Source organism: Phenylobacterium sp., assembly GCF_036264965.1.
In the GTDB taxonomy this organism is placed as follows: Bacteria; Pseudomonadota; Alphaproteobacteria; order Caulobacterales; family Caulobacteraceae; genus Phenylobacterium.
Genome location: NZ_DATAPY010000015.1, coordinates 1 through 25009, shown reverse-complemented (window position 1 = coordinate 25009; position 25009 = coordinate 1). Strand labels below are relative to the sequence as shown.

The 25009-nt window shown below is 68.3% G+C and carries 22 protein-coding genes and 1 pseudogene; 15 read left to right on the top strand and 8 right to left on the bottom strand.

Annotated elements, in window-relative coordinates; translation table 11 throughout:
• Both VHS75_RS01435 and VHS75_RS01430 read right to left on the bottom strand, forming a co-directional pair.
• Window positions 1–465: pseudogene (locus VHS75_RS01435) on the bottom strand (hypothetical protein); the annotation flags it as partial.
• A 116-nt stretch (window positions 466–581) separates the two neighbouring features.
• The gene (locus tag VHS75_RS01430; RefSeq protein WP_329636821.1) at window positions 582–857 is read right to left on the bottom strand and encodes a metal-sensitive transcriptional regulator; all 276 of its coding nucleotides are present in this window, start codon (window positions 855–857) and stop codon (window positions 582–584) included.
• A 267-nt stretch (window positions 858–1124) separates the two neighbouring features.
• On the opposite strand from VHS75_RS01430, the gene VHS75_RS01425 reads away from it, so the two are divergent.
• Together VHS75_RS01425 and VHS75_RS01420 are read left to right on the top strand one after the other, a co-directional pair.
• Window positions 1125–1826 (top strand): response regulator, encoded by a 702-nt coding sequence (locus VHS75_RS01425; RefSeq protein ID WP_329636820.1) that lies wholly within the window; start codon window positions 1125–1127, stop codon window positions 1824–1826.
• 96 nt (window positions 1827–1922) lie between these two features.
• Window positions 1923–4199, top strand: a complete 2277-nt coding sequence (locus tag VHS75_RS01420; protein ID WP_329636819.1) for an ATP-binding protein — start codon at window positions 1923–1925, stop codon at window positions 4197–4199.
• A 7-nt stretch (window positions 4200–4206) separates the two neighbouring features.
• Here the strand turns inward: VHS75_RS01420 and VHS75_RS01415 are convergent, their stop codons facing one another.
• Window positions 4207–4752 carry a hypothetical protein gene (locus tag VHS75_RS01415; protein ID WP_329636818.1) on the bottom strand — a complete coding sequence of 182 codons (546 nt, stop codon included), beginning with the start codon at window positions 4750–4752 and terminating at the stop codon, window positions 4207–4209.
• Between the two features lie 165 nt (window positions 4753–4917).
• Here VHS75_RS01415 and VHS75_RS01410 point away from each other — a divergent pair, with 165 nt between their 5' ends.
• Window positions 4918–6573, top strand: a complete 1656-nt coding sequence (locus VHS75_RS01410) for a S10 family peptidase (protein WP_329636817.1) — start codon at window positions 4918–4920, stop codon at window positions 6571–6573.
• A 78-nt stretch (window positions 6574–6651) separates the two neighbouring features.
• On the opposite strand, the gene VHS75_RS01405 is transcribed toward VHS75_RS01410, so the two are convergent.
• Entirely contained in the window at window positions 6652–8856 is a 2205-nt protein-coding gene (locus VHS75_RS01405; RefSeq protein WP_329636816.1) for a beta-glucosidase, read from the bottom strand.
• A 133-nt stretch (window positions 8857–8989) separates the two neighbouring features.
• Here VHS75_RS01405 and VHS75_RS01400 point away from each other — a divergent pair, with 133 nt between their 5' ends.
• The 8 genes from VHS75_RS01400 to VHS75_RS01365 all read left to right on the top strand — a co-directional run bounded on the left by VHS75_RS01400 (window position 8990) and on the right by VHS75_RS01365 (window position 14819).
• Window positions 8990–9457 carry a hypothetical protein gene (locus VHS75_RS01400; protein WP_329636815.1) on the top strand — a complete coding sequence of 156 codons (468 nt, stop codon included), beginning with the start codon at window positions 8990–8992 and terminating at the stop codon, window positions 9455–9457.
• A 78-nt stretch (window positions 9458–9535) separates the two neighbouring features.
• The gene (locus VHS75_RS01395; RefSeq protein ID WP_329636814.1) at window positions 9536–10474 is read left to right on the top strand and encodes a cation diffusion facilitator family transporter; all 939 of its coding nucleotides are present in this window, start codon (window positions 9536–9538) and stop codon (window positions 10472–10474) included.
• 74 nt (window positions 10475–10548) lie between these two features.
• A complete protein-coding gene (rutA, locus tag VHS75_RS01390; RefSeq protein WP_329636813.1) occupies window positions 10549–11625 on the top strand; it encodes a pyrimidine utilization protein A in 1077 nt (358 codons plus the stop codon).
• A gap of 147 nt (window positions 11626–11772) precedes the next feature.
• The gene (gene rutB / locus VHS75_RS01385) at window positions 11773–12495 is read left to right on the top strand and encodes a pyrimidine utilization protein B (RefSeq protein ID WP_329636812.1); all 723 of its coding nucleotides are present in this window, start codon (window positions 11773–11775) and stop codon (window positions 12493–12495) included.
• 12 nt (window positions 12496–12507) lie between these two features.
• Window positions 12508–12897, top strand: a complete 390-nt coding sequence (rutC, locus tag VHS75_RS01380) for a pyrimidine utilization protein C (RefSeq protein WP_329636811.1) — start codon at window positions 12508–12510, stop codon at window positions 12895–12897.
• Between the two features lie 123 nt (window positions 12898–13020).
• Complete coding sequence (locus tag VHS75_RS01375) at window positions 13021–13623, top strand: nitroreductase family protein (protein WP_329636810.1); 603 nt, start codon at window positions 13021–13023, stop codon at window positions 13621–13623.
• Between the two features lie 12 nt (window positions 13624–13635).
• Window positions 13636–13782: a hypothetical protein gene (locus VHS75_RS01370; RefSeq protein ID WP_329636809.1), complete on the top strand. Its 147-nt coding sequence runs from the start codon at window positions 13636–13638 to the stop codon at window positions 13780–13782.
• Between the two features lie 446 nt (window positions 13783–14228).
• On the top strand, window positions 14229–14819 hold the full coding sequence (locus tag VHS75_RS01365; RefSeq protein WP_329636808.1) for a hypothetical protein: 591 nt from the start codon (window positions 14229–14231) through the stop codon (window positions 14817–14819).
• A 180-nt stretch (window positions 14820–14999) separates the two neighbouring features.
• Here the strand turns inward: VHS75_RS01365 and VHS75_RS01360 are convergent, their stop codons facing one another.
• The 3 genes from VHS75_RS01360 to VHS75_RS01350 form a co-directional block, all read right to left on the bottom strand.
• On the bottom strand, window positions 15000–15524 hold the full coding sequence (locus VHS75_RS01360; protein WP_329636807.1) for a DUF1993 domain-containing protein: 525 nt from the start codon (window positions 15522–15524) through the stop codon (window positions 15000–15002).
• Between the two features lie 90 nt (window positions 15525–15614).
• A complete protein-coding gene (locus VHS75_RS01355; protein ID WP_329636806.1) occupies window positions 15615–16943 on the bottom strand; it encodes an aspartate aminotransferase family protein in 1329 nt (442 codons plus the stop codon).
• 33 nt (window positions 16944–16976) lie between these two features.
• Window positions 16977–18287: a C69 family dipeptidase gene (locus VHS75_RS01350; protein ID WP_329636805.1), complete on the bottom strand. Its 1311-nt coding sequence runs from the start codon at window positions 18285–18287 to the stop codon at window positions 16977–16979.
• A gap of 231 nt (window positions 18288–18518) precedes the next feature.
• Here VHS75_RS01350 and VHS75_RS01345 point away from each other — a divergent pair, with 231 nt between their 5' ends.
• Complete coding sequence (locus VHS75_RS01345) at window positions 18519–18884, top strand: helix-turn-helix transcriptional regulator (RefSeq protein ID WP_329636804.1); 366 nt, start codon at window positions 18519–18521, stop codon at window positions 18882–18884.
• Window positions 18885–18897: 13 nt separating this feature from the next.
• On the opposite strand, the gene VHS75_RS01340 is transcribed toward VHS75_RS01345, so the two are convergent.
• The gene (locus tag VHS75_RS01340) at window positions 18898–19869 is read right to left on the bottom strand and encodes a formylglycine-generating enzyme family protein (RefSeq protein ID WP_329636803.1); all 972 of its coding nucleotides are present in this window, start codon (window positions 19867–19869) and stop codon (window positions 18898–18900) included.
• A gap of 93 nt (window positions 19870–19962) precedes the next feature.
• On the opposite strand from VHS75_RS01340, the gene VHS75_RS01335 reads away from it, so the two are divergent.
• From VHS75_RS01335 to VHS75_RS01325, 3 genes are all read left to right on the top strand, one after another.
• Window positions 19963–20643 (top strand): response regulator transcription factor, encoded by a 681-nt coding sequence (locus VHS75_RS01335; protein WP_329636802.1) that lies wholly within the window; start codon window positions 19963–19965, stop codon window positions 20641–20643.
• The gene (locus VHS75_RS01330) at window positions 20630–21988 is read left to right on the top strand and encodes a HAMP domain-containing sensor histidine kinase (protein ID WP_329636801.1); all 1359 of its coding nucleotides are present in this window, start codon (window positions 20630–20632) and stop codon (window positions 21986–21988) included. Before VHS75_RS01335 ends, VHS75_RS01330 begins: the two co-directional genes overlap by 14 nt.
• Before the next feature lie 129 nt (window positions 21989–22117).
• Window positions 22118–25009: efflux RND transporter permease subunit (locus VHS75_RS01325; RefSeq protein WP_329636800.1), on the top strand; the 2892-nt coding region annotated here is incomplete at its 3' end.

Genomic DNA, 25009 nt, shown 5'->3' with positions numbered 1-25009 from the left:
GCTCTGGGCGTCCAGCTTGTACGCATAGGACGCCGACAGCTCCATGAAGAGGTCGTGCGGGTGCTGGCGGTCGACGAGCGGGGTCTTGCCGTCGGCGGTTTCGCCGGTGGCCAGCAGCAGCGGATAGCCGGACGGGCCCATCAGCGGGTCGGGGCTCAGCATGGCGCGCAGCTGCAAGGTCCCGGCGTCGCCGACCGGCCGCTGAGCCATGCCCATCAGCATGCCGGAGGCGAAGCTCTTCTCGTCGCCGCGCGGGCCGTTCTGCTTGTCGTAGACTCCGTTCAGGAAGCCGTGGACCATGATCATCCACGGGCCGTGCATCAGATGCAGGCCCTCGTCCGGCGAGGCGTCCGGCTGCCAGGCGGTGCCCGAGGCCTCGCGGCTCATGGCGTAGGGGCCGAACGCGCCGCCCATGCCGTGGCTCATGTCCATGCCCGGCATGTCCATCCCGGGCATGTCGGCCATATCGTGCTCCGCCTTTGGAGCGCTCATTTTCGAGTGATCCATGCCCGGCATGTCGGGCATGGTCTGGGCGTTTGCCGCGCCCGCAGTCGCCAGAAAGGCCGCCGTCAAAAGCCATCTCATCGGGCGGCGCGCTCGAGAAGTTCGATCAGTTCGGCGGCCTTGCGGCGCTGCTCGTCCTTGTCGCCGCTGACGATGGCGCCTTCGATACAGTGACCGAGATGGCCTTTGAGCAGTTCGGTCTCGACCCGCGCCAGGGCCGCGCGCACCGCCTGCACCTGGGTCAGGACGTCGATGCAATAGCGGTCGTCCTCGACCATGCGGACCACGCCGCGAACCTGGCCCTCGATACGGTTCAGGCGATTGAGCAGTTGCGGCTTGTCCTGGGCGTCCATCGCGATCCTCTCGGGCCTCACCCAGCCGTAGGGCTCTCAGCCTCGATTGGCAATATGCCCCCAGGGGGTATATCGGCCCGCCGTTCCGCCGCCGCGCCGAGACACATCTGTGCGAAGGTTCGAGCTCAGCTACGTATATTTACGTATACTTGATCCGTATAGATACGGAGGCTTCAGATACCTGAAATGGCATAAATTATTAAGCCTGAATTCGGTAGTGTTCTATCCGAACGCCCAAGACTTGGTGTGTTCCCTGAGAGAAGCCGGATGTATACTCACATCGACCTTGTGCCCGACATGCCTCTGATCGCCGTCGGCGTGGTCATCTGGGTGGTGGCGATCAGCGTCGCCTTCGGCTTCTATATCCCCGTCCTGCGCGCCGCCGCCGGCCGTGCGCCGATCGCACGTCGCCAGCCGCCCGCGCCCACCCCCGAACTATACGCGGTCGAAAGCGGGGCCGCCGCCGATCTGGATCACGCCCCCTTCACGGCGCCGTCGGCGCTCAGCCTCGTCGTGCCGGCAGCCGCGCCCTCGGCTCCCGCTGCGGCGGAGCCGACCCTCGAGCCCGTCCCGCCGCCGGACGACTTCAGCGTACTCATCGTCGATGACAACGCGATCAATCGGCGGGTGCTGGAGATGATCCTCGACAGCGTCGGCGTGGCGCATGTGTCGGTGGAGAACGGGCTGGAAGCGGTCGAAGCCATGGAAGCCTGCCCGCACCAGGCGGTCCTGATGGATCTGCAGATGCCGGTGATGGACGGCTTCGAAGCCACTCGCCGGATCCGCGACCTTCAGGCCCGGCGCGGCGACGTCCCGTCGGCGATCATCGTCGTTTCGGCCAACTGCCTGGATGAGCATGTCGCCGCCGGGCGCGAGGCGGGCGCCGATTGCCACCTCGCCAAGCCGATTTCCGCCGCCGCCCTGATCGGCGAACTGGCGGCGTGCAGCGGCGCGCAGATGGCGGCCTAAGCCCCGCCGATAGGCTTCGCGACCGCCCGTCGCTTATCCGACTCATTAACCGCTTCGCCGTTAGGTGGCTCCTTTTCCGCCGCGGAAAGCCGATCTGTGTTCGCCGTCCTGACCTGCATCTTCGTGCAGCACGACCTGCGCCTCGTAGCCGTGGCCGCCGCCATCTGCAGTATCGCCTGCTGCTCGGCGTTCGCCTTTCACGCGCGGGGCTTGAAAGCCTCGGGCGCCATCCGCTGGGCCTGGCTGGCCATGAGCGCCCTGGCGGCCGGTTCGGGTGTCTGGGCCACGCACTTCGTGGCCATGCTCGCCTACCAGCCGACCATGAAGATCGCCTACGACCTGACCGGCACCGCCCTGTCCCTCGTCGTCGCCGTGCTCGGAATGGGTATTGGCTTTTCATTGCCTGCCTGGCGGCCGGGCAAGGCGCGCGACCGCAACGTCGCCTTGATCGCCGGCGCCGCGGCCGGCGCCAGCATCGCCGTCATGCACTACACCGGCATCGCCGCCATCCGCACTGAGGCCGACGTCTCCTGGAGCATGGCCTATGTGGCCGCCTCCATCCTGATCGCGGCGACCGGCGGCATGGCCGCCTTTTCGGTCCGCAACGTCCTCGATAACCGCTGGGCGTGGGCGCCTCCCGCCGGGATCTTCCTGCTCGGAATCGTGGGTCTGCACTTCACGGCCATGACCGCCGTCACACTCACCCCCGATCCGACCCTCGTCGTCGCAGGCCCGGTCATGGATCGCGCCGGACTGGCCTTGGCCACGGGCGCGCTGGCGGTGCTGGTGCTTGCCGCGGGCGCGGCGCTGTTGCTCATGGAGCGCCTGGGGCAGCGCAACACCTTCGGCAGCGTGCGCCACGCCCTGAACGCCGTGCCGGCGGGCCTGGCCTTCTTCGACCCCTCCGACCGGGTGCAGGTCTGGAACGGCGCCTATGCGGCGCTGATGGCCGACTGCGGGATCGTCGTCGAGGCCGGCTTGCCCCGCCGCAGCCATATCGAGGCCGCCGCGGCGGCCGGCTGGTTCCCCGAAATCCAGCCGGGCCAGCCGGGCTGGGTGGCGACGCTCACCGAGCGGGCCCACAGCGGCGGCTCGGAGTTCCACCTGCCGGACGGCCGCTGGCTGCGCCACGAGTCCTTCCGCACCGCCGACGGCGGCGGCGTGGCGGTGCTGACCGACATCACGGAACAGAAGCAAAGCGCCGCCGCCATGGCGGCCGCACGCGACGCTGCGGAGGCCGCCAACCGCGCCAAGTCCGAATTTCTCGCCAATATGAGCCACGAGATCCGCACGCCTTTGAACGGTGTCCTGGGGATCGCCGACGTCCTGGTCCGCACCGACCTCAGCGCCGAGCAGCGCAGCCTGGTGGGCGTGATCCAGCAATCCGGCGGGCTGCTGAACGGTCTCCTGACCGACCTGCTGGACCTGGCGCGCGTCGAGGCCGGCGCCGCCGAGTTGCGGCCCGAACCGAGCGCCCTCGATGTCCTGGTGGGCTCGGTCCGCGACCTCTTCGCGGCCTCTGCCGCCGAGAAGGGCCTGACGCTGCGCACCCTGGTCGACCTGGGCGAGGGCGTCGTCGACTGCGATGCGCAACGCCTGCGCCAGGTGCTGGGGAACCTGCTCAACAACGCCATCAAGTTCACCGAAGCCGGCGAGGTGGTGCTGAGCGCCGAACGCGTGGGCCGCCGGGTCCGCTTTGCGGTCCGCGACACTGGCCCCGGCTTCGACGCGGCGCATCGCGAGACCCTGTTCCAGCGCTTCCGCCAAGCCGACAATTCGCAGACCCGCAAACACGGCGGCGCGGGCCTGGGCCTGGCGATCTGCGATCAGTATGTGCGTCTGATGGGCGGGACGCTGAGCTGCGAGAGCGCGCCTGGCGAAGGCGCGGCGTTCGACTTCACGCTGGATCTTCCGCTGCATGCCGAGCCCGTCGAAGCCGGAGCGCCCGCAACGAACGCGACCCCCACGGCCGAGCTCAGCACGGACTATCGCGTGCTGGTGGTCGACGACAACGCGGTCAACCGACAGGTCATGGCGCTGATCCTCGACAGCGTTGGGATCGCCTATGCGTCGGCTGAGGACGGGGCCGAGGGCCTGGCGGCGATGCAGACCGGCGACTTCGACGCCGTCTTGATGGACATCCAGATGCCGGTCATGGACGGCTTCGAGGCCACCCGCCGAATCCGTGAATGGGAGCGCGAGGCGGGCCGGTCTCGGGCGCCGATCCTGATGGTCTCCGCCAACTGCCTGAAGGAGCACGTCGACGCCGGTCGCGCCGCCGGCGCCGACCGGCACCTGGGCAAGCCGATCTCGGCCGCTGAGCTGATCGCCGCCCTGGAGACCCAGATGGCCCAGGTGCGCCGCGCCGCCTAGCGCCTGTCTATTGGGCCGGCGGAGGGGTCGGGCGAGCCCGGCAGGCGCTCGGCGTTCCGTTGTCCAGGCGCGCCTCGGCCGCCGTCTCCATGGCCTGGCGGCAGCGCCAGTCGGTTGGGTCAGCGCCGCCGAGCGCGAGACCGAGCGCCAGGTTCTGGCTGCCGCCCCGATAGCCCGGTCCCCCTGCAAAGCCGCGCCCGTTGAAGCGGGTCTCGCCCACCGCGATGGTCGCGGTGCCGGTCTTGCCCACCGGGATCTCGCTGGCCACGAAGGCGCTGCGGTAGCCGTTGGAGCCCACGGACACGTCGACCACACCGTGGACCTGGCGCGGCGCGTCCCCGGAGACCACGCCGCCCAAGGCGTCCTTGGGCAGGGCCAGCGCCGGGGAGGTCTTGAGGTAGTTGTCGATCTGGTCGGCGGTGGTGACCGGCGCGCTGGGCCCAGAGGCAGGGGCTGTGGCGACCGCCTCCGGCTCCGCCGCTTGGGACGCTCCGGCCAGGGCGAGGGCGGCCAGGGCGGCCAGGGCGAAGAACGGAAGTTGGGTTCGGGTCATGCGGTCAACATGCGCGCGCCAAACCTCGGGAATAAGGCGGCGACGAAATGCAACGGCAACACAGTGGCGCAAAGTTATGTGACATAGGCGCGTGAGTTTCCGTCACGCGCCGGGGCGCGAGCGTGTCGCCACGCCTGACAAAGTCCTTATCCAGGGGGTGCACGTATGATCCGTCAGACCGCGGCCGCAATGGTCGTGCTGGGCCTTTCCGCTACTATCGCGTTCGCGCAGCCACCAGAGTCGGCGGAACGCGCGGGTCGCGCCGCCGTACCCCGCGCCGCTGCGCCCCGCCCGGACGAGCCGTCCACCGCCGGACCCGTCGTCGAGCGCAACACCGGCCGCGGCGAGCGCGCCAGCGAGCACAAGATCACCGACGCAGACATCGCCACAGCGCCGCTCTATGAACAGGCCAAGTCCTCGCACCACACGGTGACGATCAACGGCCAGACCATCGGCTACACCGCCACCGCCGGAACGCTTACCCTGCGCTCCGACGACGGCAAGCCGATAGCGTCCATGTTCTACGTCGCTTACACGGCGGACGGCGGAAAGAACCGCCCGGTGACCTTCAGCTACAACGGCGGCCCGGGTTCGGCCTCGCTCTTCGTGCACATGGGCCTGGCCGGTCCGATGCATGTGATGACCGACAGCCCCAACGCGACCCACGGCCCTCCCTTCACCATCACCGAGAACCACGAGAGCCTGCTGGACAAGTCGGACCTCGTCTTCCTGGACGCCATCGGCGCCGGCTATTCGCGTCCGCTGGGCGACACCAAGGGCACGGAGTTCTGGGGCGTCGACCAGGACATCGACGCCTTCGCCCGCGGCATCCAGCGCTACGTGACGATCAACCATCGCTGGAACTCGCCCAAGTTCCTGTTCGGCGAGAGCTACGGCACCACCCGCTCCGCCGGCTTGGTCTACGCGCTCCAGCAGCGCGGCCTGCAGTTCAACGGCGTGCTCCTGTTGTCGTCGGTGCTGAACTACGGCGCCCATGACTCGGGCTTCGACCACAGCTTCGTAAGCTACGTCCCGAGCTTCGCGGCGACCGCTGTCTACTGGAAGAAGTCGGCCACCCAGCCCACCGACATGAAGGCCTACCTGGACGAAGTCCGCGCCTGGGCCGCCGGCCCGTATCTGACCGCGCTGACCAAGGGCGGGAACATCTCGCCGCAAGAGTTCGACGCCACGGCCAAGCAGCTCTCAGCCTACATCGGCATCCCCGTCGAGTTCATCAAGCGCGCCAACCTGCGCGTGGACCTGAACCACTTCCGCGTCGAGCTGCTGCGCGACCAGAACCGAATCCTTGGCCGCTATGACACCCGCTTCACCGGCATCAACACCGACAATGTCGGCGAGAATGCCGAATACGATCCGTCCGACACCGGCATCAACGGGGCTTACGTCGCCGCCCTGCACGATTGGGTGGAGTCACTCGGCTACACGAGCGATCTGAACTACTGGCCGTCGGGCCCGAACATCAACCAGTCCTGGGACTGGCGTCACCGTCCGCCGACCGGCGGCTTTGGCGGCGGCGGCCGGCGTGAGAACGTCGCCAACACCGCGGCTGATATGGGCGTGGCGATGCGCGAGAACCCGCACCTGCACGTCTTCTCGCTGAACGGCCTCTACGACATGGCCACGCCGTTCTTCGGGACTGAGTACGACATCCAGCACCTTTACCTGGACCCGTCGATCAAGAACAACGTGCGCTACGCCTACTATCCCTCCGGGCACATGGTCTATCTGAACCAGGACGCCCTGAAGCAGCTGAAGTCCGACGTGGCGAAGTTCTACGACGACGCGCTCGCGTCGAAGTAAGCGCCGCAACCTGACGGCCAATTGAAGAGGCGTTGGGCTGAAAGGCCCAGCGCCTTTTTCTTTGCGCGTCGGACGTCCCTACGGCTTGAGGCTCGCCGCCGCCAGTTTGGCTGAGCCTTTCAGCGACGCCGTGGCGGCGTCGGGGCCCACGAAGACCTGGTAGGCGCCGGCGTCGAGGCGCCAGCCGTGGGCGGCGGCGTTCCAGTTGGCCAGCATCCGTGGGGACGCCGTCACCGTGACCTGGCGCGCCTCGCCGGGTTTCAGGGTCACCTTCGACCAGCCGATCAGCCGCTGCTGGGCGCGCTTGGGCGCCGCGGCGAGATAGAGCTGCGGCGTGTCGGTCCCGGCGACGTTGCTGACATTGGTCACCGTGAAGCTGGCGCTCAGCGTCTTGCCGCCGGTCACCTTCAGGCCGGAGTAGCGGAACGTTGTGTAGGAGAGCCCGTAGCCGAACGGATAGAGCGGCGTGCGGCCCGACCTGGCGTAGGCGCGGTAGCCGATATCGGAGCCTTCCGAATAGACCACAGCGAACGGCGTGCTGGTCGAGGGCGTGAGCGTCTCGACGATGTGCTGGTCGGAGCCGGGCAGCACGGGCCGCGCCAGCTGGTCGACGCTGGCCGGGAAAGTGGCCGGCAGGCGGCCTTGCGGATTGATCTCCCCGAACAATAGTTTGCCGATCGCCTCGCCGCCGAGCGCGCCAGGATACCAGGCCTCGACGATGGCGCCGGCCTTGTCGCGCCAGGGCATCAGCACCGGGCCGGCGGTCTCCAGCACCACCACGGTCTTGGGGTTGGCCGCAGTGACCGCGGCGATCAGGGCGTCCTGCTCGCCGTCCAGGGCCATAGCGATATCCATGCCCTCGGTGGACCACTGGGTGGCGAAGACCACCACCACGTCGGCGGCCTTGGCCAGCGCGGCGGCGGCGAGCGGATCGGACCCGTCGTTGAAACTGACCTGGGCGCCCGGCGCGCGGGCCTTGATCGCGGCCAGCGGCGCGGACGGATAGTAGACCTGCCCGCCGCCCCACTGCGGAGCGCCCGCGGGCTTAGGGAAGGTCTTGGAGCCCAGCGGGATCACCTGCGACGAGCCGCCGCCGGAGATCACGCCCAGGTCGGCGTGGCCGCCGATCACCGCGATGCGTCGGGCCTGGGCCATCAGCGGCAGCAGGGCGCCGTCGTTCTTCAGCAGCACGATGCCCTGCTCGCCCGCGCGGCCGGCGACCTGGCTGTCCGCCGCGGTGTCGAGGCCGCCGGCCGTGACCGGGTGATCGATGGCCCCGGCTGCGAACAGGCTGCGCAGATAGCGGTGGGCCATCTCATGGATGCGGGCCTTGGAGACCTCGCCGTCGGCCACGGCGTCCTTCAGGGGCTTGTCGAAGAACACCTGCTTGTCGAGCTGCTGGCCGCTCTCCTGGTCGAGGCCGGCCTTGGCGGCGGCGACGCCGTGCACCGCGCCCCAGTCGCTCATCACCCAGCCGGGATACTTCCAGTCGGTGCGCAGCACGTCGGTCAGCAGGAACGGATTCTCGCAGGCGTAGGTGCCGCCGACCCGGTTGTAGGCGCACATCACCGAGCCCGGATGGCCGGTCTCGATGGCGATCTCGAAGGCCAGGAGGTCGCTCTCGCGGAACGCCGCCTCGTCGATCTGGGCGTCCAGCACCATACGCCCCGTCTCCTGGTCGTTCAGCGCGAAGTGCTTGGTGGTGGAGACGATATGGTTGGACTGGATGCCCTTGATGGTGGAGCCCGCCAGGGTCCCGGCCAGTAGCGGGTCCTCGCCGAGGTATTCGAAATTGCGGCCGTTCCTCGGATCGCGCAGCAGGTTCGCGCCGCCGGCCAAGAGGGTGTTGAAGCCCTTCTGCCGGGCCTCCTTGCCGATCATCGCGCCGGCGGCGAAGGCGGTCTTGGGGTCCCAGGTCGCGGCCAGCGACACGCCGGAGGGCAGGGGCGCGGCGTCGTCATCCTTGCGTCCGGCGGTGGCGACGCCGAGGCTGGCGTCGCTCTCGGTCAGGTCGGGGATGCTGAGCTCGGGGACGCCAGGCATCCAGCCCGCCGAGATCGAGACGTTCGCCGGCTTCTTGGCGCCCAGGAACATCGGCATGCTGCCGTGCAGCAGCGCGATCTGCTGGTCGAGGGAGAGCCTGGCCAGCACCAGCTCGGCGCGGGCGTCGGGGCTCAGCTTGGGGTTCATCCAGGCCTGGGCCGTCTTGCCCGCCTGCGCCAGCCCCGGCGCGGCCAGCGACAGGGCCGCCGCGCACACACCCGCCATCAGACCCCGATCCATGACCACGCCCTCCCAAATCCCTTGTTGGACGAGTCCTAGCCCAAGCCCACGCCCTCCGCGAGCGCGCCCCAACGTCAAGCTTGCGGCGCAGCCGCGACCGGGCGCACCCTCACGGGCAATAAGAAATGGGAGGATGTCTATGCGTTGCGTGATCCTGGCCGTGGGCCTGTTCGCCGCCCTCGGCCTTTCAGCCTGTGATTCATCCAAGACAGACGACAGCAAGGCCGCCGCCGCGGCGCCGGCGGCGCCGAAGTATTTCGGCCGCTCGGCGCAAATGTATGCGGGCCAGGAAATGATCGACAAGGTCGACACCGCGAGCGTCAAGGTCGGCAAGGCCGGCACGCTGGAGATGATGGCGAGCGGCAGCGTCGGCATGCCCGGCTACACCAAGTCGGGCTTCCTGCAACGGATCAATCCGGGCGCGCCCAAGGACGGGATCTACGAGGTGGACGTGGTCGCTGACAAGCCGGCGAGCGGGACGGCCGCGCCGACGCCTATCGAGGTGAAGGGCGCCTGGTCGGGCTATCCGGCGGACCACCTCAAGGGCGTGAAGTTCATCACCAAGACCAACTCCGTCGTGGCGATGCTGCCCGCCGGCTGACCCGACGGCCTGCGGGCTAAGTTGACGCGCCACGGCTGATCGCGGCCTGATCCCTCCGGGATTGGGAGAGGATCACGCATGGCCCAGGGCTCCACGCGAGTGGTGCTGATCGCGCTTGCCGGCAACGGCGCGATCGCGCTGGCGAAGTTCGCCGCCGCGGCGATCTCCGGCTCGACGGCCATGCTGACCGAGGCCATCCACTCCCTGGTCGACACCGGCGACCAGTTGTTCCTGTTGATCGGCCAGCGGCGCGGCGCGCGACCGGCGGATGAGACCCATCCGCTGGGCTACGGCATGGAGACCTATTTCTGGTCGTTCATCGTCGCCCTGATGGTGTTCTTCTTAGGCGGCGTGCTGTCGATCTACGAGGGCGTGCGCCACATCCTGCAGCCGGGCGAGGTCGTCTCGCCCTGGATCAGCCTGGGCGTGCTGGCGATCTCGGCGGTGTTCGAGGGGACCTCGTTCCGGGTCGGCTACCGCGAATACAAGCGGATCGTGCGCGGCGCTCCGATCAATCTCTGGGGCTTCATCAAGGGTTCCAAGGACCCGGGCATGGTCTCGGTCCTGCTGGAGGATTCCGCGGCCCTGATCGGCATCGTGCTGGCGGCTGTGGGCGTGATCGCCACCAGCTTCCTGCATGTTCCCTGGGCGGACGGCGCGGCCTCGGTGGCCATCGGCCTCTTGCTGGCCTGCGTGGCCTTCGTCCTGGCCAACGAGACCCGCAGCCTGATCGCCGGTGAATCCGTCGCGCCCATCGTCATGGACCGGCTGAAGGAGACCCTGGACGCGATCAACTGCATCACCCGGCTGGACGACATCGCCACCTTGCACCTGGGCCCCGGCGCGATCCTGGTGGCGCTGACGCTGACCTTCCGGCCGAAGGCCACCAGCGCCTCGATCGATGCGGCGATCGCCGAGATCACCCAATGCCTTCAGGCCACCGACGGTCGTGTCGCCTTCGTCTATGTCCGGCCGTCGCACACGGATGCGGCGGCGGCGACGACCGCGCCGGGATAGTCCGTCCCCCGGCTTGCAAAACCTGTGCAATTGCGCGCCTGATCGGCGTCCGCGCGCCTCAAGAAAGGGTTTGCATGGACATCGGCGTCTTCATCCCGATCGGCAACAACGGCTGGCTCATCTCGGCGACCTCGCCGCAGTACATGCCGACCTTCGAGCTCAACAAGCAGATCGTCCAGAAGGCGGAGGGCTACGGCTTCGATTTCGCGCTCTCGATGATCAAGCTGCGCGGTTTCGGCGGGAAGACGGAATTCTGGGAACATAACCTGGAGAGCTTCACCCTGATGGCGGGCCTGGCGGCGGTCACCAGCCGGATCAAGATCTTCGCCACCGCAGCCACCCTCACCCTGCCGCCGGCCATCGCGGCGCGGATGGCGTCGACCATCGATTCCATCGCCGGACCGGGCCGCTTCGGCATCAACCTGATCACCGGCTGGCAGAAGGCCGAGTACGACCAGATGGGCCTGTGGCCCGGCGAGACCCACTACAAGGACCGCTACAACTACCTGGCCGAGTACGCGACGGTGCTGAAGGAACTGATGGAAACCGGCGTCAGCAACTTCAAAGGCCAGTATCTGCAGATGGAGGACTGCCGGGTCAGTCCGAAGCCGCACGACGTGAAGATCATCTGCGCCGGGTCCAGCGACGAGGGCCTGGCCTTCACCGCTCAGTATGCGGACTACTCTTTCGCACTCGGCAAGGGGACCAACACGCCCACCGCCTTCGCCCCGGTCAACGCGCGACTGGCGGCGGCCAAGGCCAAGACGGGCCGCGACGTCGGCTCCTACATCCTGTTCATGATCATCGCCGACGAGACCGACGAGAAAGCCATGGCCAAGTGGCGGCTCTACCGCGAAGGCGCCGACCAGGACGCGCTCGCCTGGCTCACCGCCCAGGCCGCGCCCAACGCCCAGGGCGGGACCAGCAACACCAACACCACCCAGCTCGCCGCCCCGGAATCAGCCGTGAACCTCAACATGGGCACCCTGGTGGGCTCCTATGAGAACGTGGCCAGGATGCTCGATGAGGTCGCCGCAGTCCCGGACACCAAGGGCGTGCTGCTGGTGTTCGACGACTTCGTGCGGGGCGTCGACGACTTCGGGACGAAGATCCAGCCACTCATGACCTCGCGGGCGAATGTGCATGCCTGACGACTGCCCCCAAAACCTCGTCATCCTCCGGTCGCCCGAAGAGGCGATCCGGGGGAACCAAGCTGAGTTGGCTATTTCGAGCGTCGGCTTGGGTCCCCCGGATCAGCCTGCGGCTGACCGGAGGATGACGGATTGTGGGTGCGCGCCGTGAGCGCTGACCGTCCCACCGTCCCGCGTGAGGGCGCGGTCACCCTGCCCGCGCGGCCGGAAAACCTGCCGATCAATCCGGGCGAGACCGCGCTGATCGTCGTCGACATGCAGAACGCCTACGCCTCGGAAGGCGGTTATCTCGACATCGCCGGCTTCGACATCGGCGGCGCCGGCGCGGTGATCGACAGGATCGCGCTGGCCATCGAGGCGGCGCGGCGCGCGGGCGTGCAGATCGTCTATTTCCAGAACGGCTGGGACCCCGATTACGCCGAGGCCGGCGGCCCCGGCTCGCCCAACTGGTGGAAGTCCAATGCGCTGAAGACCATGCGCGACCAGCCCGAGTTGGAGGGGACCCTGCTGGCCAAGGGGACCTGGGACTACGCCCTGGTCGACAAGCTGAAGCCCCAGAAGGGCGACATCGTCATTCCGAAGCCGCGCTACTCGGCCTTCTTCAACACCGCGCTGGATTCGATGCTGCGGGCGCGCGGGATCAGGAACCTGGCCTTCTGCGGCATCGCCACCAACGTCTGCGTGGAATCGACCCTGCGCGACGGCTATCACCTGGAGTACTTCGGCGTGCTGCTGGAGGACGCCACCCACCAGGCGGGGCCGGCCTTCCTGCAGGAAGCCAGCGTCTACAACGTCGAGAAGTTCTTCGGCTGGGTGAGCAACACCGCCGACTTCTGCGGGACCATCGGCCAAGCGCCGCCGACAAAATAAGAGGAAGCCAAGATGCCCAAGACCATCGTCCTGCCGCCCGGGACCCAGAAGCCGATCGCGCCGTTCTCGCCGGGGACCCTGGCCGACGGGGTGGTCTATGTCTCCGGGACCCTGGCCTTCGACAAGGACAACAACGTCGCCCACGTCGGCGACGCCGAGGCCCAGACGCGCCAGGTGCTGGAGACCATCAAGTCCGTCATCGAGACCGCCGGCGGGACCATGGACGACGTGACCATGAACCACATCTTCCTGCGGGATTGGGCCGATTACGCCATCATGAACAAGGTCTATGCGGAGTACTTCCCCGGCGACAAGCCGGCCCGGTTCTGCATCGTCTGCGGCTTGGTGCGGCCCGACTTCTTGGTCGAGATCGCGTCGATCGCCCACGTCGGCAAAAGGTAACCCGAATGTCCCGGCGAAAGCCGGGACCCAAGCCGAATTTTCCGACAGGCGCCGAGTGAATGCCAGGCCCAGAATGGGTCCCGGCTTTCGCCGGGACGCTCGGATGAATGGAGCCGTTAGCCTTTGCCCCTGACCCTGAACACCCGCACCGCCGACTACGACATCGACCCGCAGTTCCTGACCCGCTGGTCGCCGCGCGCCTTCACCGGCGAGGCGATGCCGCAGGCGCTGTTGATGAGCCTGTTCGAGGCGGCGCGCTGGGCGCCCTCGGCCTTCAACGGCCAGCCCTGGCGCTTCGTCTACGCCCATCGGGGCACGCCACAATGGGACCCGCTGTTCGACGCCCTGATGGAATACAATCAGGCCTGGGTGGCGACAGGCGTCTCGGTCCTGGGTTACATCCTCTCCGACCGCTTCCGCCGCAAGCCCGGCGCCGAGCCCAGCGAGAACCGCAGTCACTCCTTCGACGCCGGCGCGGCCTGGGCGTACCTCGCGCTCCAGGCCCATCACGTCGGCTGGGCCGCCCACGGCATGGGCGGCTTCCAGATCGACAAGGCGCACGCCGCGACCGGCGCGCCGGAGAGCGACTACCGCGTCGAAGCGGCCTTTGCGGTCGGCCGCCCCACCGACGCGAGCGTGCTGCCGGAGAGCTTCCGGGCGCGGGAGGTTCCGAGCGGGCGGGAACCGGTGGAGCGATTTGTGTTCGAGGGGCAGCTTCAGGAGTGATAAACTGGCCGCATGACCCGCAAGCCCATGAGCCCGGACCAAACGCCCGTCGATGAGGCCTTCGAGGATTTCAAGCGGACTTTGCGCAAGATCGCCGAACGGCCGCATCCCCTACCGGCTAACCTCAAGAGCGCGTTGAAAGCCAAGATTAGGGGCTGAAGCGCGCATCTCCCAGATGCCGCCCGACCTTAAACCGCATGGATGATGCGAGCCTTCGGGCCTGGGCAAGTCAAGGACGCGCCTTTCGCGCGCCGCATCGCGGGCGGCCTGAGGGCCGCTCCTTGAGTTGCCCAGGCCCGAAGGCAAACTGGCCGGCATGAGATTTAAGCCACAGCGTGCCGGCGGCTCTCCTCCCCAAAAGCTCGTCATCCTCCGGTCGCCCGAAGAGGCGATCCGGGGGACCCAAGCGGCCTCACCTTTTCTGCGACTCAGCTTGGGTCCCCCGGATCAGCCTGCGGATGACCGGAGGATGACGATTGTGGGGGTGAGGGCGGCTGCATTTTATTGACTTCTGGCGCTTTCGATGTGCCTGTTTTGTTCACGACGCACAGCCATCCCCCGAAACCCCAGACGCCGCAACGGCGCGCACCGAGCGCCACCTGCGCATGCTGGCGGAACTGGCCGAGATTGGCATGGACCTGGCGCGGGAAGTTGGCCGCCAGGCGCTGGATCAGTCCGCCGAGGCCCCGTCCGCCGCAGACCTCGCGCTCACCTTCTCACGCGTCGCCCGTGCGGTGCGCCAGACCGTGGCCCCGGAGGCCCGGCTCGCCGAGGACAGCCGGAAAGACCGCGCCGAGCGCGCGGCCCTGAGCGTCGCCGACCGCTGGCGCAGCGCCCGGCGCAAGCGCCAGGTCAGGGAGATCGTCGGCGAGGTCATCGAGGTCGAGGCGGACGGCGACTATGACGCCGATCGATTGCTCGCCGAACGGGACGAGCGGCTGGAGGACGGCGATGAAGAGGCCGACTTCGCCGACCGCCCCATCGGCGAGCTGGTCGCCCGCATCTGCCGCGACCTGAACATTATCCCCGACTGGAGCCTCTTCGAGGACGCCGACTGGGCGATCGAGGAAGCCCGCGCCCGACCGCCGGGCTCGCCGTTTGCGGCGGAAAGCTCAGGCTCGGGTAACCCAGACGAAACGCCATCCGATCCACCGTGGCCGACGCATCATCCGCCGCGAAACGGGTCATCCCACTAAACCCTGATTGGAAAGCTCAACCGCACAATTTCCGTCATCCCGGCCGCAGCGAAGCGGAGAGCCGGGACCCAGGGGTTCACGCTGTGCGGTTCTCCAGGGTCCCGGCTCTACAGCCCGCCAACGCGGGCTTTCGACCGGGATGACGGAACTGTTTGCAAAGCCGGTCGAGTACGGAGGCGCCTACGCCGTCGGCGGGGCGCCGGCGCCGGCCAGGAAGTCCATCTTGCCGAGCGGCACGCCGGCGCTGCGCAGCAGGTCGTAGGCGGTGGTCACGTGGAAGATGAAGTTCGGCAGCGAGAAGGTCAGCAGGAAGCTCTTGGCGGTGAAGGTCATGCTGCCGCTGGGGAATTTCAGGACGATCTCGCGGTTGTCGTCGCCGTCGAGTTGCTCGGGCTTGAGGGATTCCACGAAGGCGATGGTCTTGGCGATCCGTTCGCGCAGTTCCGGGAAGGTGGTCTCGGTGTCGGGCATCGAGGGCGGCTCGACGCCGGCCAGGCGCGCGGCGCCGCTCTTGGCCGCGTCGGAGGCGAACTGGATCTGGCGGGTGAAGTTCGCCATGCCGTGGCCGAAGTTGAGCTCGGTCAGGCTGGCCAGGGTGACGCCCTCCTCGGCGGCGAAGGTCTCGGCCTTGCCCAGGAAATGGTTCAGGTTGCGCAGCAGCTGCAGGTAGACGGGGATCGAGACGTCATAGATCGAGAGCGACAAGGGCGTTTCTCCAGTTGTGAGCCCTGGCACATAGTGCGCTGCGCAAGCCACGGCCACCGCCGTCGCAAGATCTTCACCGGGACCCCGCGATCAAGCGACGCCTTCGAGCACCCCGCGCAGGATCGCTGCCAGCCGATCGATCTCCGCCACCGTGATGGTCAGCGGCGGCGACATGGCGATGGTGTCGCCGGTGATGCGGATGAGCGCGCCGGCCTGAAGGGCGCGGACCAGGACCTCGTAGCCGCGGGCGCCGGGCGCATCAGGCCGCGGCGCGAGTTCGACGGCGCCCATCAGGCCGAGATTGCGGATGTCGATCACGTTGGGGCAGTCGTGCAGGCTGTGGAGGGCGGCTTCCCAGGCGGGCGACAGCTCGGCCGCACGGGTCAGTAGGCCCTCGCGGCGATAGATCTCCAGCGTCGCCAGACCCGCCGCGCAGCCCGCCGGATGGCCGGAATAGGTGTAGCCGTGGAACAGCTCCATGGCGTTTGCCGGCCCGGTCATCATGGCGTCGTGCACCGCGCGGCTGGCGAACACCGCGCCCATCGGGAAGGCGCCGTTAGTGAGCCCCTTGGCGGTGGTCATCAGGTCCGGGGTCACGCCGAAGACCTGGCTGGCGAAGGGCGCGCCCAGGCGGCCGAACCCGGTGATCACCTCGTCGAAGATCAGCAGGATCCCATGCTTCGTGCAGAGCTCGCGCAGGCGCTCCAGATAGCCGACAGGCGGCGGCAGCACGCCCGCCGAGCCGACCACCGGCTCGACGATCACCGCGGCGATGGTCTCAGCGCCATGCAGCGCGACCAGCCGCTCCAGGTCGTCGGCTTTCTCGGCCCCGTGCGCCGGCTGGCCCCTGGAAAAGGCGTTCCGGGCCAGATCGTGGGTGTGGACCAGGTGCTCGGCGCCCGGCAATGTCAGGAAGGCGCGGCGGTTGTTGACCAGGCCGCCCACCGAGATGCCGCCGAAGCCCACCCCGTGATAGCCCTTCTCGCGGCCGATCAGGCGGGTACGCGCGCCATCGCCGCGGGCGCGGTGGTAGGCCAGCGCGATCTTCAGCGCGGTGTCGACCGACTCCGAGCCGGAGTTGGTGAAGAAGATGCGGTCCAGGCCGGCCGGCGCGAGCTTGGCCAGCGCCGTGGCGAAATCGAAGGCTAGCGGGTGGCCCATCTGGAACGAGGGCGCGTAGTCGAGGGTCATCAGCTGCTGGCTGACGGCGGCGGCGATCTCCTCGCGCCCGTGGCCGGCGTTGACGCACCACAGGCCCGACGAGCCGTCGATCACCTCGCGGCCGTCCTCGGTGCGGTAGTAGATCCCCTTGGCGGCGACCAGCAGCCGCGGATCGGCCTTGAATTGCCGGTTGGCGGTGAACGGCAGCCAGTAGGCGTCGAGGTCCGGGCGGTTCAGGCGGTCGGAGATGTCGTTCATGCGCGGGGCCCTCTGGTGCTTGGGCCTACGAAATCAGGTTCGCGGCAGACCCGCCACATGATTGAGCCGGGCCCAGCTACGGGCATGGCGGCCGGCCCCGGCCGAGCCGCGACCCAGGAAGGCCAGCGCCCAGTCGTCCTCGAAGGCCTCGGCCTCCCGCCAACACTCGAAGACGGCGTTGTGCAGCGCCTCCGGCCCACCGGCGAAGGCCGCGTCGATCTGGGCGATGAAGCTCGCCTCCAGCCGGTCGCGGTCGCCGGCGATTTCGGCCAGCGCCGCCGGAAGATCGCGCAGCATGGCCCGGTGCAGCTCCTCGTGCCGCCACCAGAGGGTCTGCGGGTCGTACCAGTCGTTGGGCTCGGGCTCGTGAACCGGCAGGCCGGTCTCGAACAGCGCCGGCTTGAAGACGCCGGTGCAGGGGGCCGAGGTGCCCGTGACCCAGTGGACGGTGCGGCCGGGCCGCAGTTCGCTGACCATCGAGCCCACCGACTGGCTGCGCCGCGGGCCCTCGGCGGCGTGCATGCAGAGGGTGCGCCCGACCGTGTTGGCCGGGCTCCAGTCATGCGCCCCGCCGTGGTCGCGCAGGATCGCCATCATCTCGCTCGGGCCGAGCCAGGGCGCCTCCTTGGTGAGCAGCGCATTGCCCCGCGCGCAGCGGGCGCGTCCGAAGCTCACCGCGTCACGGTCCTCGTCGATCAGGTGCGCCGCCACGTCGAAGCGGCCGCCAAAGCCGGTCCAGCCCTCCGCGTGGGCGTGCGCAGCGAGGTCCTGGCTCACCGCGTCATAGGATTTGCCGATGGAATAGGCGTTGGAGAGCGCCCGACGGCGGCGCACGCGCTCGAACGCCCACCAGCGCCCGGCGGTTTCCAGCACATAGGCCTCGTTCGGGTCGGCGATGATGAAGCCGTTGTCGTAATAGGAGCGGCCCAGGTGACCGCAATCGCCGCCCTGGCCGTACTGTTCCAAGAGGTCGGTGATCACCTCGATGGCCTCGGCCGCCGTCGCGGCGCGCTCCAACCCCAGGCGCACCAGGTCCATGCCGGTCAGCGCGCGCTTGCGCTGGGCCGGGGTCTTGGCGTGCAGGGCCTCGTTGCCGATAGTCACCCCGTGCTCGTTGGCGCCCATCTCAGCGCCCCACATCCAGAACGGCCGGCTGAGCAGGCAGGCGTAGGTCTCCGGCGCATCGGGAATGGTGAGGTAGGTCAGCTTCAGCGCCCCGCCGCCGACGCGGCGCGGGGTCATCTCCAGGCCTTGCGCCTCGTTGCGTTCGCGATCGCTGTTCTTGGCGAACAGGGTCGCCCCGCGCGCCGTCGAGCCGGGCAGGGCGACCAGAGTGTCACACATTACAAACCCGTCCTTCCGACGCCGGCTCGGATCATCGTTCGATTCCGGCCGTTGCGCGGCATGGTTGCGAACAGACCAGCTAGACCGCAACCCCCGCGCTGTAGCGACGCACGACCCCCTTCGCTATAGCCGATTCATGGGGCAAAACGCCGTTCGGTAAAGCTTGTCGTCATCAAGCCGTCCGTGTCTGGTGAACTCACGCGATGCCCGCGCGCCATGCCAGGAGCCCAGATGGCCGCCGAATCCCGAACACCACGCAGCGGCGCAACGGATGTCGCGCTTGGGGAGCGTATCCGCCAGCGGCGCCGCGAACTGGGGCTCTCGCAGTCAACGCTGGGCGGCAAGCTTGGGATCACCTTCCAGCAGGTGCAGAAGTACGAGAACGGCGCCAACCGGGTGTCGGCCAGTATGCTGGTCAAGCTGTCGGACGCGCTCGCCATGCCGGTGATGCAGCTGTTGCATGACATCGATCCAGCCGCGCCGCCAGACGACCCAGAGAGCGAGACCGCCCATCTGATGGCGGCGTTCAGCAAGATCCGCTCGCCGGAGATTCGGGCCGCCATTCTGACCTTGATTGCAGGACTCGTCTCACACTGAGCCGGCGGCTGCATTACCGCCGCACGATGCAGCGGAAGCCCATATGCGACGTGGTGGTGTCGACCGGCTGCGGCCAGCGGGCGGCGGGCCGATAGCGCTGGCAGTAGTTGGGCGCGCAGAGGTGCGAGCCGCCCTTGGCGACGCGGCGCGGAATGCGGGCCACCGGCGAATTGGGATCGCAACTCTCCGCCGCCGCCAGGGCCTCCGACCGCGGCTTGCCGCAGCAGCTGGGGCTGGGCGTGGAGGGCAGGGCGTAGAAGTCGTCCGTCCACTCCCAGACGTTGCCGATCATGTCATAGAGCCCGAAGCCGTTGGGCGGATAGGCGCGGACCGGGGAGGTGCGTTCCAGGCCGGGCGTGGCGCGATTGTCGTGCGGGAAGACGCCCCGCCAGGTCTTGGCCAGGCTGACGCCGCCGGGCTCGAACTCTTCGCCCCAGGCGTAGGCCGCGCCTTCCAGCCCGCCGCGCGCGGCGTATTCCCACTCGACCTCGCTGGGAAGGCTCTTGCGCGCCCATTTGGCGTAGGCCGCGGCGTCGACGTGGGCCAGATGCACCACCGGGTGGTCCGGCGCGGCCTTGGGCCCATCTGGCCCCAGCGGCTTTCGCCAATTGGCGCCGAAGACGAAGCGCCACCAGGTGGCCGGTCCCGTGAGATCGACGGGCCCTTCGGGCGGCCAGAACACCAGCGAGCCGGCCCGCGCCATCTGCGGGTCCATGCCCGGATAGTTGCGCGGGTCGGGCGCGATCTCGGCGAAGGTCACGTAGCCCGTGGCCTCCACGAAGCGGGCGAAGGCCGCGTTGGTCACCGGCGTCTCGTCGATCCAGAAATCGCCCACCACGGCCGGCCGCACCGGCCGCTCGTCGGCGTAGAAATCCTCGGACCCCATCAGGAAGCCGCCGCCCCGCACCAGGCGCATGCCCGCGAAACGGCCGCCAACCTTGGCTTTTCCGGGCGTCTTGCTCTTCGATGCGGCGGCTGCGCCCAAGCGGCTGCTCCTCTCGACCTTCCCCTGTTATGGGCGAGGCGGCGGTTTCGCGCTACAGACCGGCGACGGGTAGGCCCACCCGCGGGAACCGCGATGGCGAAGATCCTGGCGATCGAGGACGACGCCACCACCGGCAAGGAGATCGTCGCCGAGCTGGGTCAGCACGGGTTCGACATCGAGTGGGTGGCCGACGGCGCCCCAGGCCTGGAGCGGGCGCTGAGCGGCGCCTTCGACGCGGTGATCCTCGACCGCCTGCTTCCCAACGTCGACGGCCTGGCCATCGTCACGGCCATGCGCGGCGCCGGCATCGACGTGCCCGTGCTGATGATCAGCGCCCTCAGCGACGTGGATGAGCGCATCCGCGGCCTGCGGGCGGGGGGCGATGACTACATGACCAAGCCCTTCGCCTCGGAGGAGCTGGCGGCGCGGATCGAGGTGCTGCTGCGGCGGCGGACCGCGCCGGCGCCGGCCCTCAGCCTGACCGTCGGCGATCTGGACCTCGACCTGATCAGCCGCACGGCCCATCGTGCGGGGGCAGAGATCCGGCTGATGCCGACGGAGTTCAAGCTGCTGGAGTATATGATGCGCAACTCCGGTCAGGTGCTGACGCGGACGATGATCTTCGAGGCGATCTGGGGCTACCACTTCGACCCCGGCACCAACCTGATCGACGTCCATCTGGGCCGGCTGCGGCGCAAGATCGACCGCCCCGGCGTGCCGGCGATGATCCACACCATCCGCGGCTCGGGCTTCGCGCTCCATGCGCCCGAGTGAGCTCTGGCGCACGACGCCGTTCCGGTTGACGCTGTTCAACGGCGCGGTCTTCGCCCTGGCGCTGATGGCCCTGCTCAGCCTGATCTATCAGCAGACCGCCGGCTATCTGGCGCGCCAGATCGACGGCATCGTGGTCTCCGAGGCCCGCAATCTCACCGCCGGCGGCGCCGAGCGGCTCCCCGAGCGGGTGACCCAGGCCGTGGCCACCGACAGCCGTCATATCGAGTACTACGGCCTGTTCTCGGCGGAGGGCATCTGGATCTGCGGCAATGTGAAGGCGCTGCCCGCGCACTTCCCTATGGATGGCGTGCCGCGCGAGATCCGCGTCCCCAACCTGCAGCCGGGCTCGCGGGCGCTGGTCGAGCGGATGCCCTGGGGCGAGGTCCTGTTCGTGGGGCACGACGCCCTGGTGCTGACCGGCCTGCGCGCCATCATCGTCAACGCCCTGGCGCTGAGCGGCGGGCTGATCCTGGTGCTGGGCCTGGGCGCCGCGGCTGCGCTCAGCCTTCGGCCGCTTCAGAGGATCGACCACCTGCGCGAGGCCAGCCGCGCGGCCCTGAAGGGCGAGCTCGGCGTACGCCTGCCGGTGTCGCGGCGGCGCGACGAGATCGACATGCTGGCCAGCGTCGCCAACGCCATGATGGACGAGGCCGAGCGGCTGCTCTGGGAGGTAAAGAGCGTCGGCGAGAACGTCGCCCACGACCTGCGCACGCCGCTCAACCGTCTGCGGGCTCTGCTCTGGCGGGTTCACCAGGAGACCCGGCTCGAGGGCGCCGAGCGGGAGATGATCGACCAGGCGCTGGCCGAGACGGACGAGCTTCTCACCCGCTTCCGCGCCCTGCAGCGGATCGGGGAGATCGAGCGGCGGGACCGACAGGCCTTCTTCGAGCCGGTGCGGCTGCAGGAGGTGCTGGAGCATGTGATCGAGCTGCACGAGCCGGCGGCGGAGGATCGCGAGGTGGCGCTGGTCGCGGACATCGCCGCCGAGGCGCCCAGCGTGCAGGCCGACCCGACCCTGCTGTTCGAGGCGGTGAGCAACCTGGTGGACAATGCGCTGAAGTTCACGCCCAAGGGCGGCAAGGTCTGCCTACGTCTGACCGTGCGTCCCGAGGGACCACGGGTCGAAGTCGCCGATAATGGCCCCGGTGTGCCGGAGGCCGAGCGCGACGCAGTGCTACAGCGCTTCTACCGCGCGGCGCGCTCGCGAACCGAGCCGGGCTCGGGCCTGGGGCTCAGCATCGTCACCGCCATCGCCCGCATGCACCATTTCACCCTGGTGCTGGAGGACGCCAAGCCCGGCCTGCGGGTGGCGCTGAACTGCTGGCCGCGTGGCTTTGAAGCTTGAGCGAACAGCGAACTTAAAAACATCTTCATTGGCCTCGGCGGGCGGACTGGGTCCAAAGGACCGCCGGGCTCCGAAACACGCCGCCCGGCGTGCCGGTGTCCGCGTCTGTATCGTTCGGAGCCCGGCCGCTTGAACGCCCTAGTCCGCATAGCGCTCGCGCGCCCCTACACCTTCATCGTGATGGCGGTGCTGATCATGATCTTCGGGATCATGGCTGTGCTGCGCACGCCCACTGACATCTTCCCCGAGATCCGGGTGCCGGTGATCGGGGTCGCCTTCAATTTCGCGGGCCTCTCGCCCGGCGAGATGTCCAACCGCATCACCACCCAGTTCGAGCGGTTCCTGACCACGACGGTCAATGACGTGGAGCACACCGAAAGCCAGTCGCTGCCCGGCATCGGCATCGTGAAGATCTTCTTCCAGCCGGGCACCGACATCCGCACGGCCTCCGCCCAGGTCACCGCGACCGCCCAGGTCTCGATCAAGCAGATGCCAGCCGGCGTCACCCCGCCGCTGGTGCTGAACTATTCGGCCGCCACGGTGCCGATCCTGCAGCTGGCCGACTCCGACAAGACGCTGTCCGAACAGAAGCTGTTCGACCTGAGCCAGGTGGTGATCCGCCCTGTGCTCACCACGGTCCCGGGCGCGGCCACGCCCTATCCCTATGGCGGCCAGCTGCGTCAGATCCAGATCGACCTGGATCCGCAGCTCCTGCAGTCCAAGGGCGTCTCAGCCAACGACGTGACCAATGCCCTCGCGAACCAGAACCAGATTCTGCCGGTCGGCTTCGTGAAGATCGGTTCCTACCAGTACAACGTCCGCCTCAACGACGCCGCCGACACGATCGAGGACCTCAACAACCTGCCGGTCAAGACGGTGGGCGGCGCCACCATCTTCATCCGCGATGTGGGCCAGGTGCGCGACGGCGCCCCGCCGCAGACCAATATCGTCCACGTGGACGGCGGCCGCGCGGTGCTCTCCACCATCCTGAAGAACGGCTCGGCCTCGACGCTGGCGGTGGTGCAGGGCGTGAAGGACAAGCTGCCGGGCCTGGCCGAGCAGCTGCCCTCCACCTTCAAGATCACCGCGCTCAACGACCAGTCGCTGTTCGTGAAGGGCGCGATCTCCAGCGTGGTCAAGGAAGGCGCCATCGCCGCGGCCCTGACCAGCCTGATGATCCTGCTGTTCCTAGGGTCGTGGCGCTCGACGGTGATCATCGCCGTGTCGATCCCGCTGGCCGTGCTGGCGGCCATAGCGGCGCTATCGGCCAGCGGTCAGACGCTGAACATCATGACCCTCGGCGGCTTGGCGCTGGCCGTCGGCATCCTAGTGGACGATGCGACCGTCACGATCGAGAACATCAACTGGCACCTGGAGCAGGGCAAGGACGTCCGGACCGCCATCCTCGACGGCGCCCAGCAGATCGTGACGCCGGCCTTCGTGTCCCTCCTCTGCATCTGCATCGTCTTCGTGCCGATGTTCCTGCTGAAGGGCGTGGCGGGCTTCCTGTTCGTGCCGATGGCCATGTCGGTGGTCTACGCGATGATCGCCTCGTTCATCCTGTCGCGGACGCTGGTCCCGACCATGGCGATGTACCTGCTGCGCCCACATGTGGCGGCCGACCACAGCGACGGCACGCGCAATCCCTTCACCCGTTTCCAGCGGCGGTTCGAGACGGGGTTCAGCCGCGTGCGCTCGATCTATTCCGGCCTTTTGGAACGGGCGATGGGCGCGCGGCGGCCGTTCCTGATCGGCTTTATGGCCATCGTCGTCGCTTCGTTCGGCCTGGCGGCCTTCCTGGGCTCTAACTTCTTCCCGTCGGTGGACGCTGGCCAGATGACCATCCACGTCCGCGCGCCGGTCGGCACGCGCCTGGAGGACACTTCGCTGGAGTTCCGCCGCATCGAGGCCACCATCCGCCAGACAATCCCCGCCGACGAGTTGGGCTCGCTGGTCGACAACATCGGCATCCCGAACAGCTCCATCAACATGGTCTATTCGAACTCCGGCGTGATTGGCCCGCAGTACGGCGACATCTATGTCAGCCTGAAGCCGAAGCACCACGGGACGGCGGGCTATGTGAAGACGCTGCGCGAGGTTCTGCCGCGCGATTATCCCGGCACGACCTTCGCCTTCCTGCCGGCCGACATCGTCAGCCAGATCCTGAACTTCGGCTCGCCGGCCCCCATCGACCTGCAGGTCTCCGGCCCGAACGCCGACGCCACCCGCGTCTACGCCAACATGCTATTCCGCAAGATCCGCGCGGTGCGGGGCCTGGCCGACGTGCGTATGCAGCAGCCGGAGGGCTCGCCGGAATTGCGCGTCGATATCGACCGTTCGCGCATCGCCCAACTGGGCCTCCTGGAACGCGACGTGACCAACAGCCTGGTCACGACCCTGGCCGGCAGCTCGCAGGGCGCGCCGACCTACTGGGTCAATCCGAAGACCGGCGTCTCCTATCCGATCGTCGCCCAGACGCCGGAGTTCCGGCTGTCGTCTATCGCCGGCCTCGAAGGCGTGCCGATTAACAGCTCAAGCCCCGGCGCCAGTCCGTCGCAGATCCTGGGCGGCCTGGGAGTCATCAGCCGCGACAGCGCCCCGGCCGTGGTCAGCCACTACAATGCCCAGCCGGTGATCGACATCTTCGCCACCACCCAGGACCGCGACCTGGGCTCGGTGACCCGCGACATCAACAAGATTCTAAAGGACGCCGCCAAGGACCGTCCGAAGGGCGCCTCCGTCGACCTGCGCGGCCAGATGGTGACGATGAACTCCGCCTTCTCGGGCCTGTTTTTCGGCCTGCTCGCGGCGATCGTGCTGATCTACCTGCTGATCGTCGTGAACTTCCAGTCCTGGCTCGACCCGTTCGTGATCATCACGGCCCTGCCGGCCGCCCTGGCCGGGATCGTCTGGATGCTGTTCGCCACGGGCACGACCCTGTCGGTGCCCGCCTTGACGGGCGCCATCATGTGCATGGGCGTGGCGACCGCCAACTCCATCCTGGTGGTCAGCTTCGCCCGC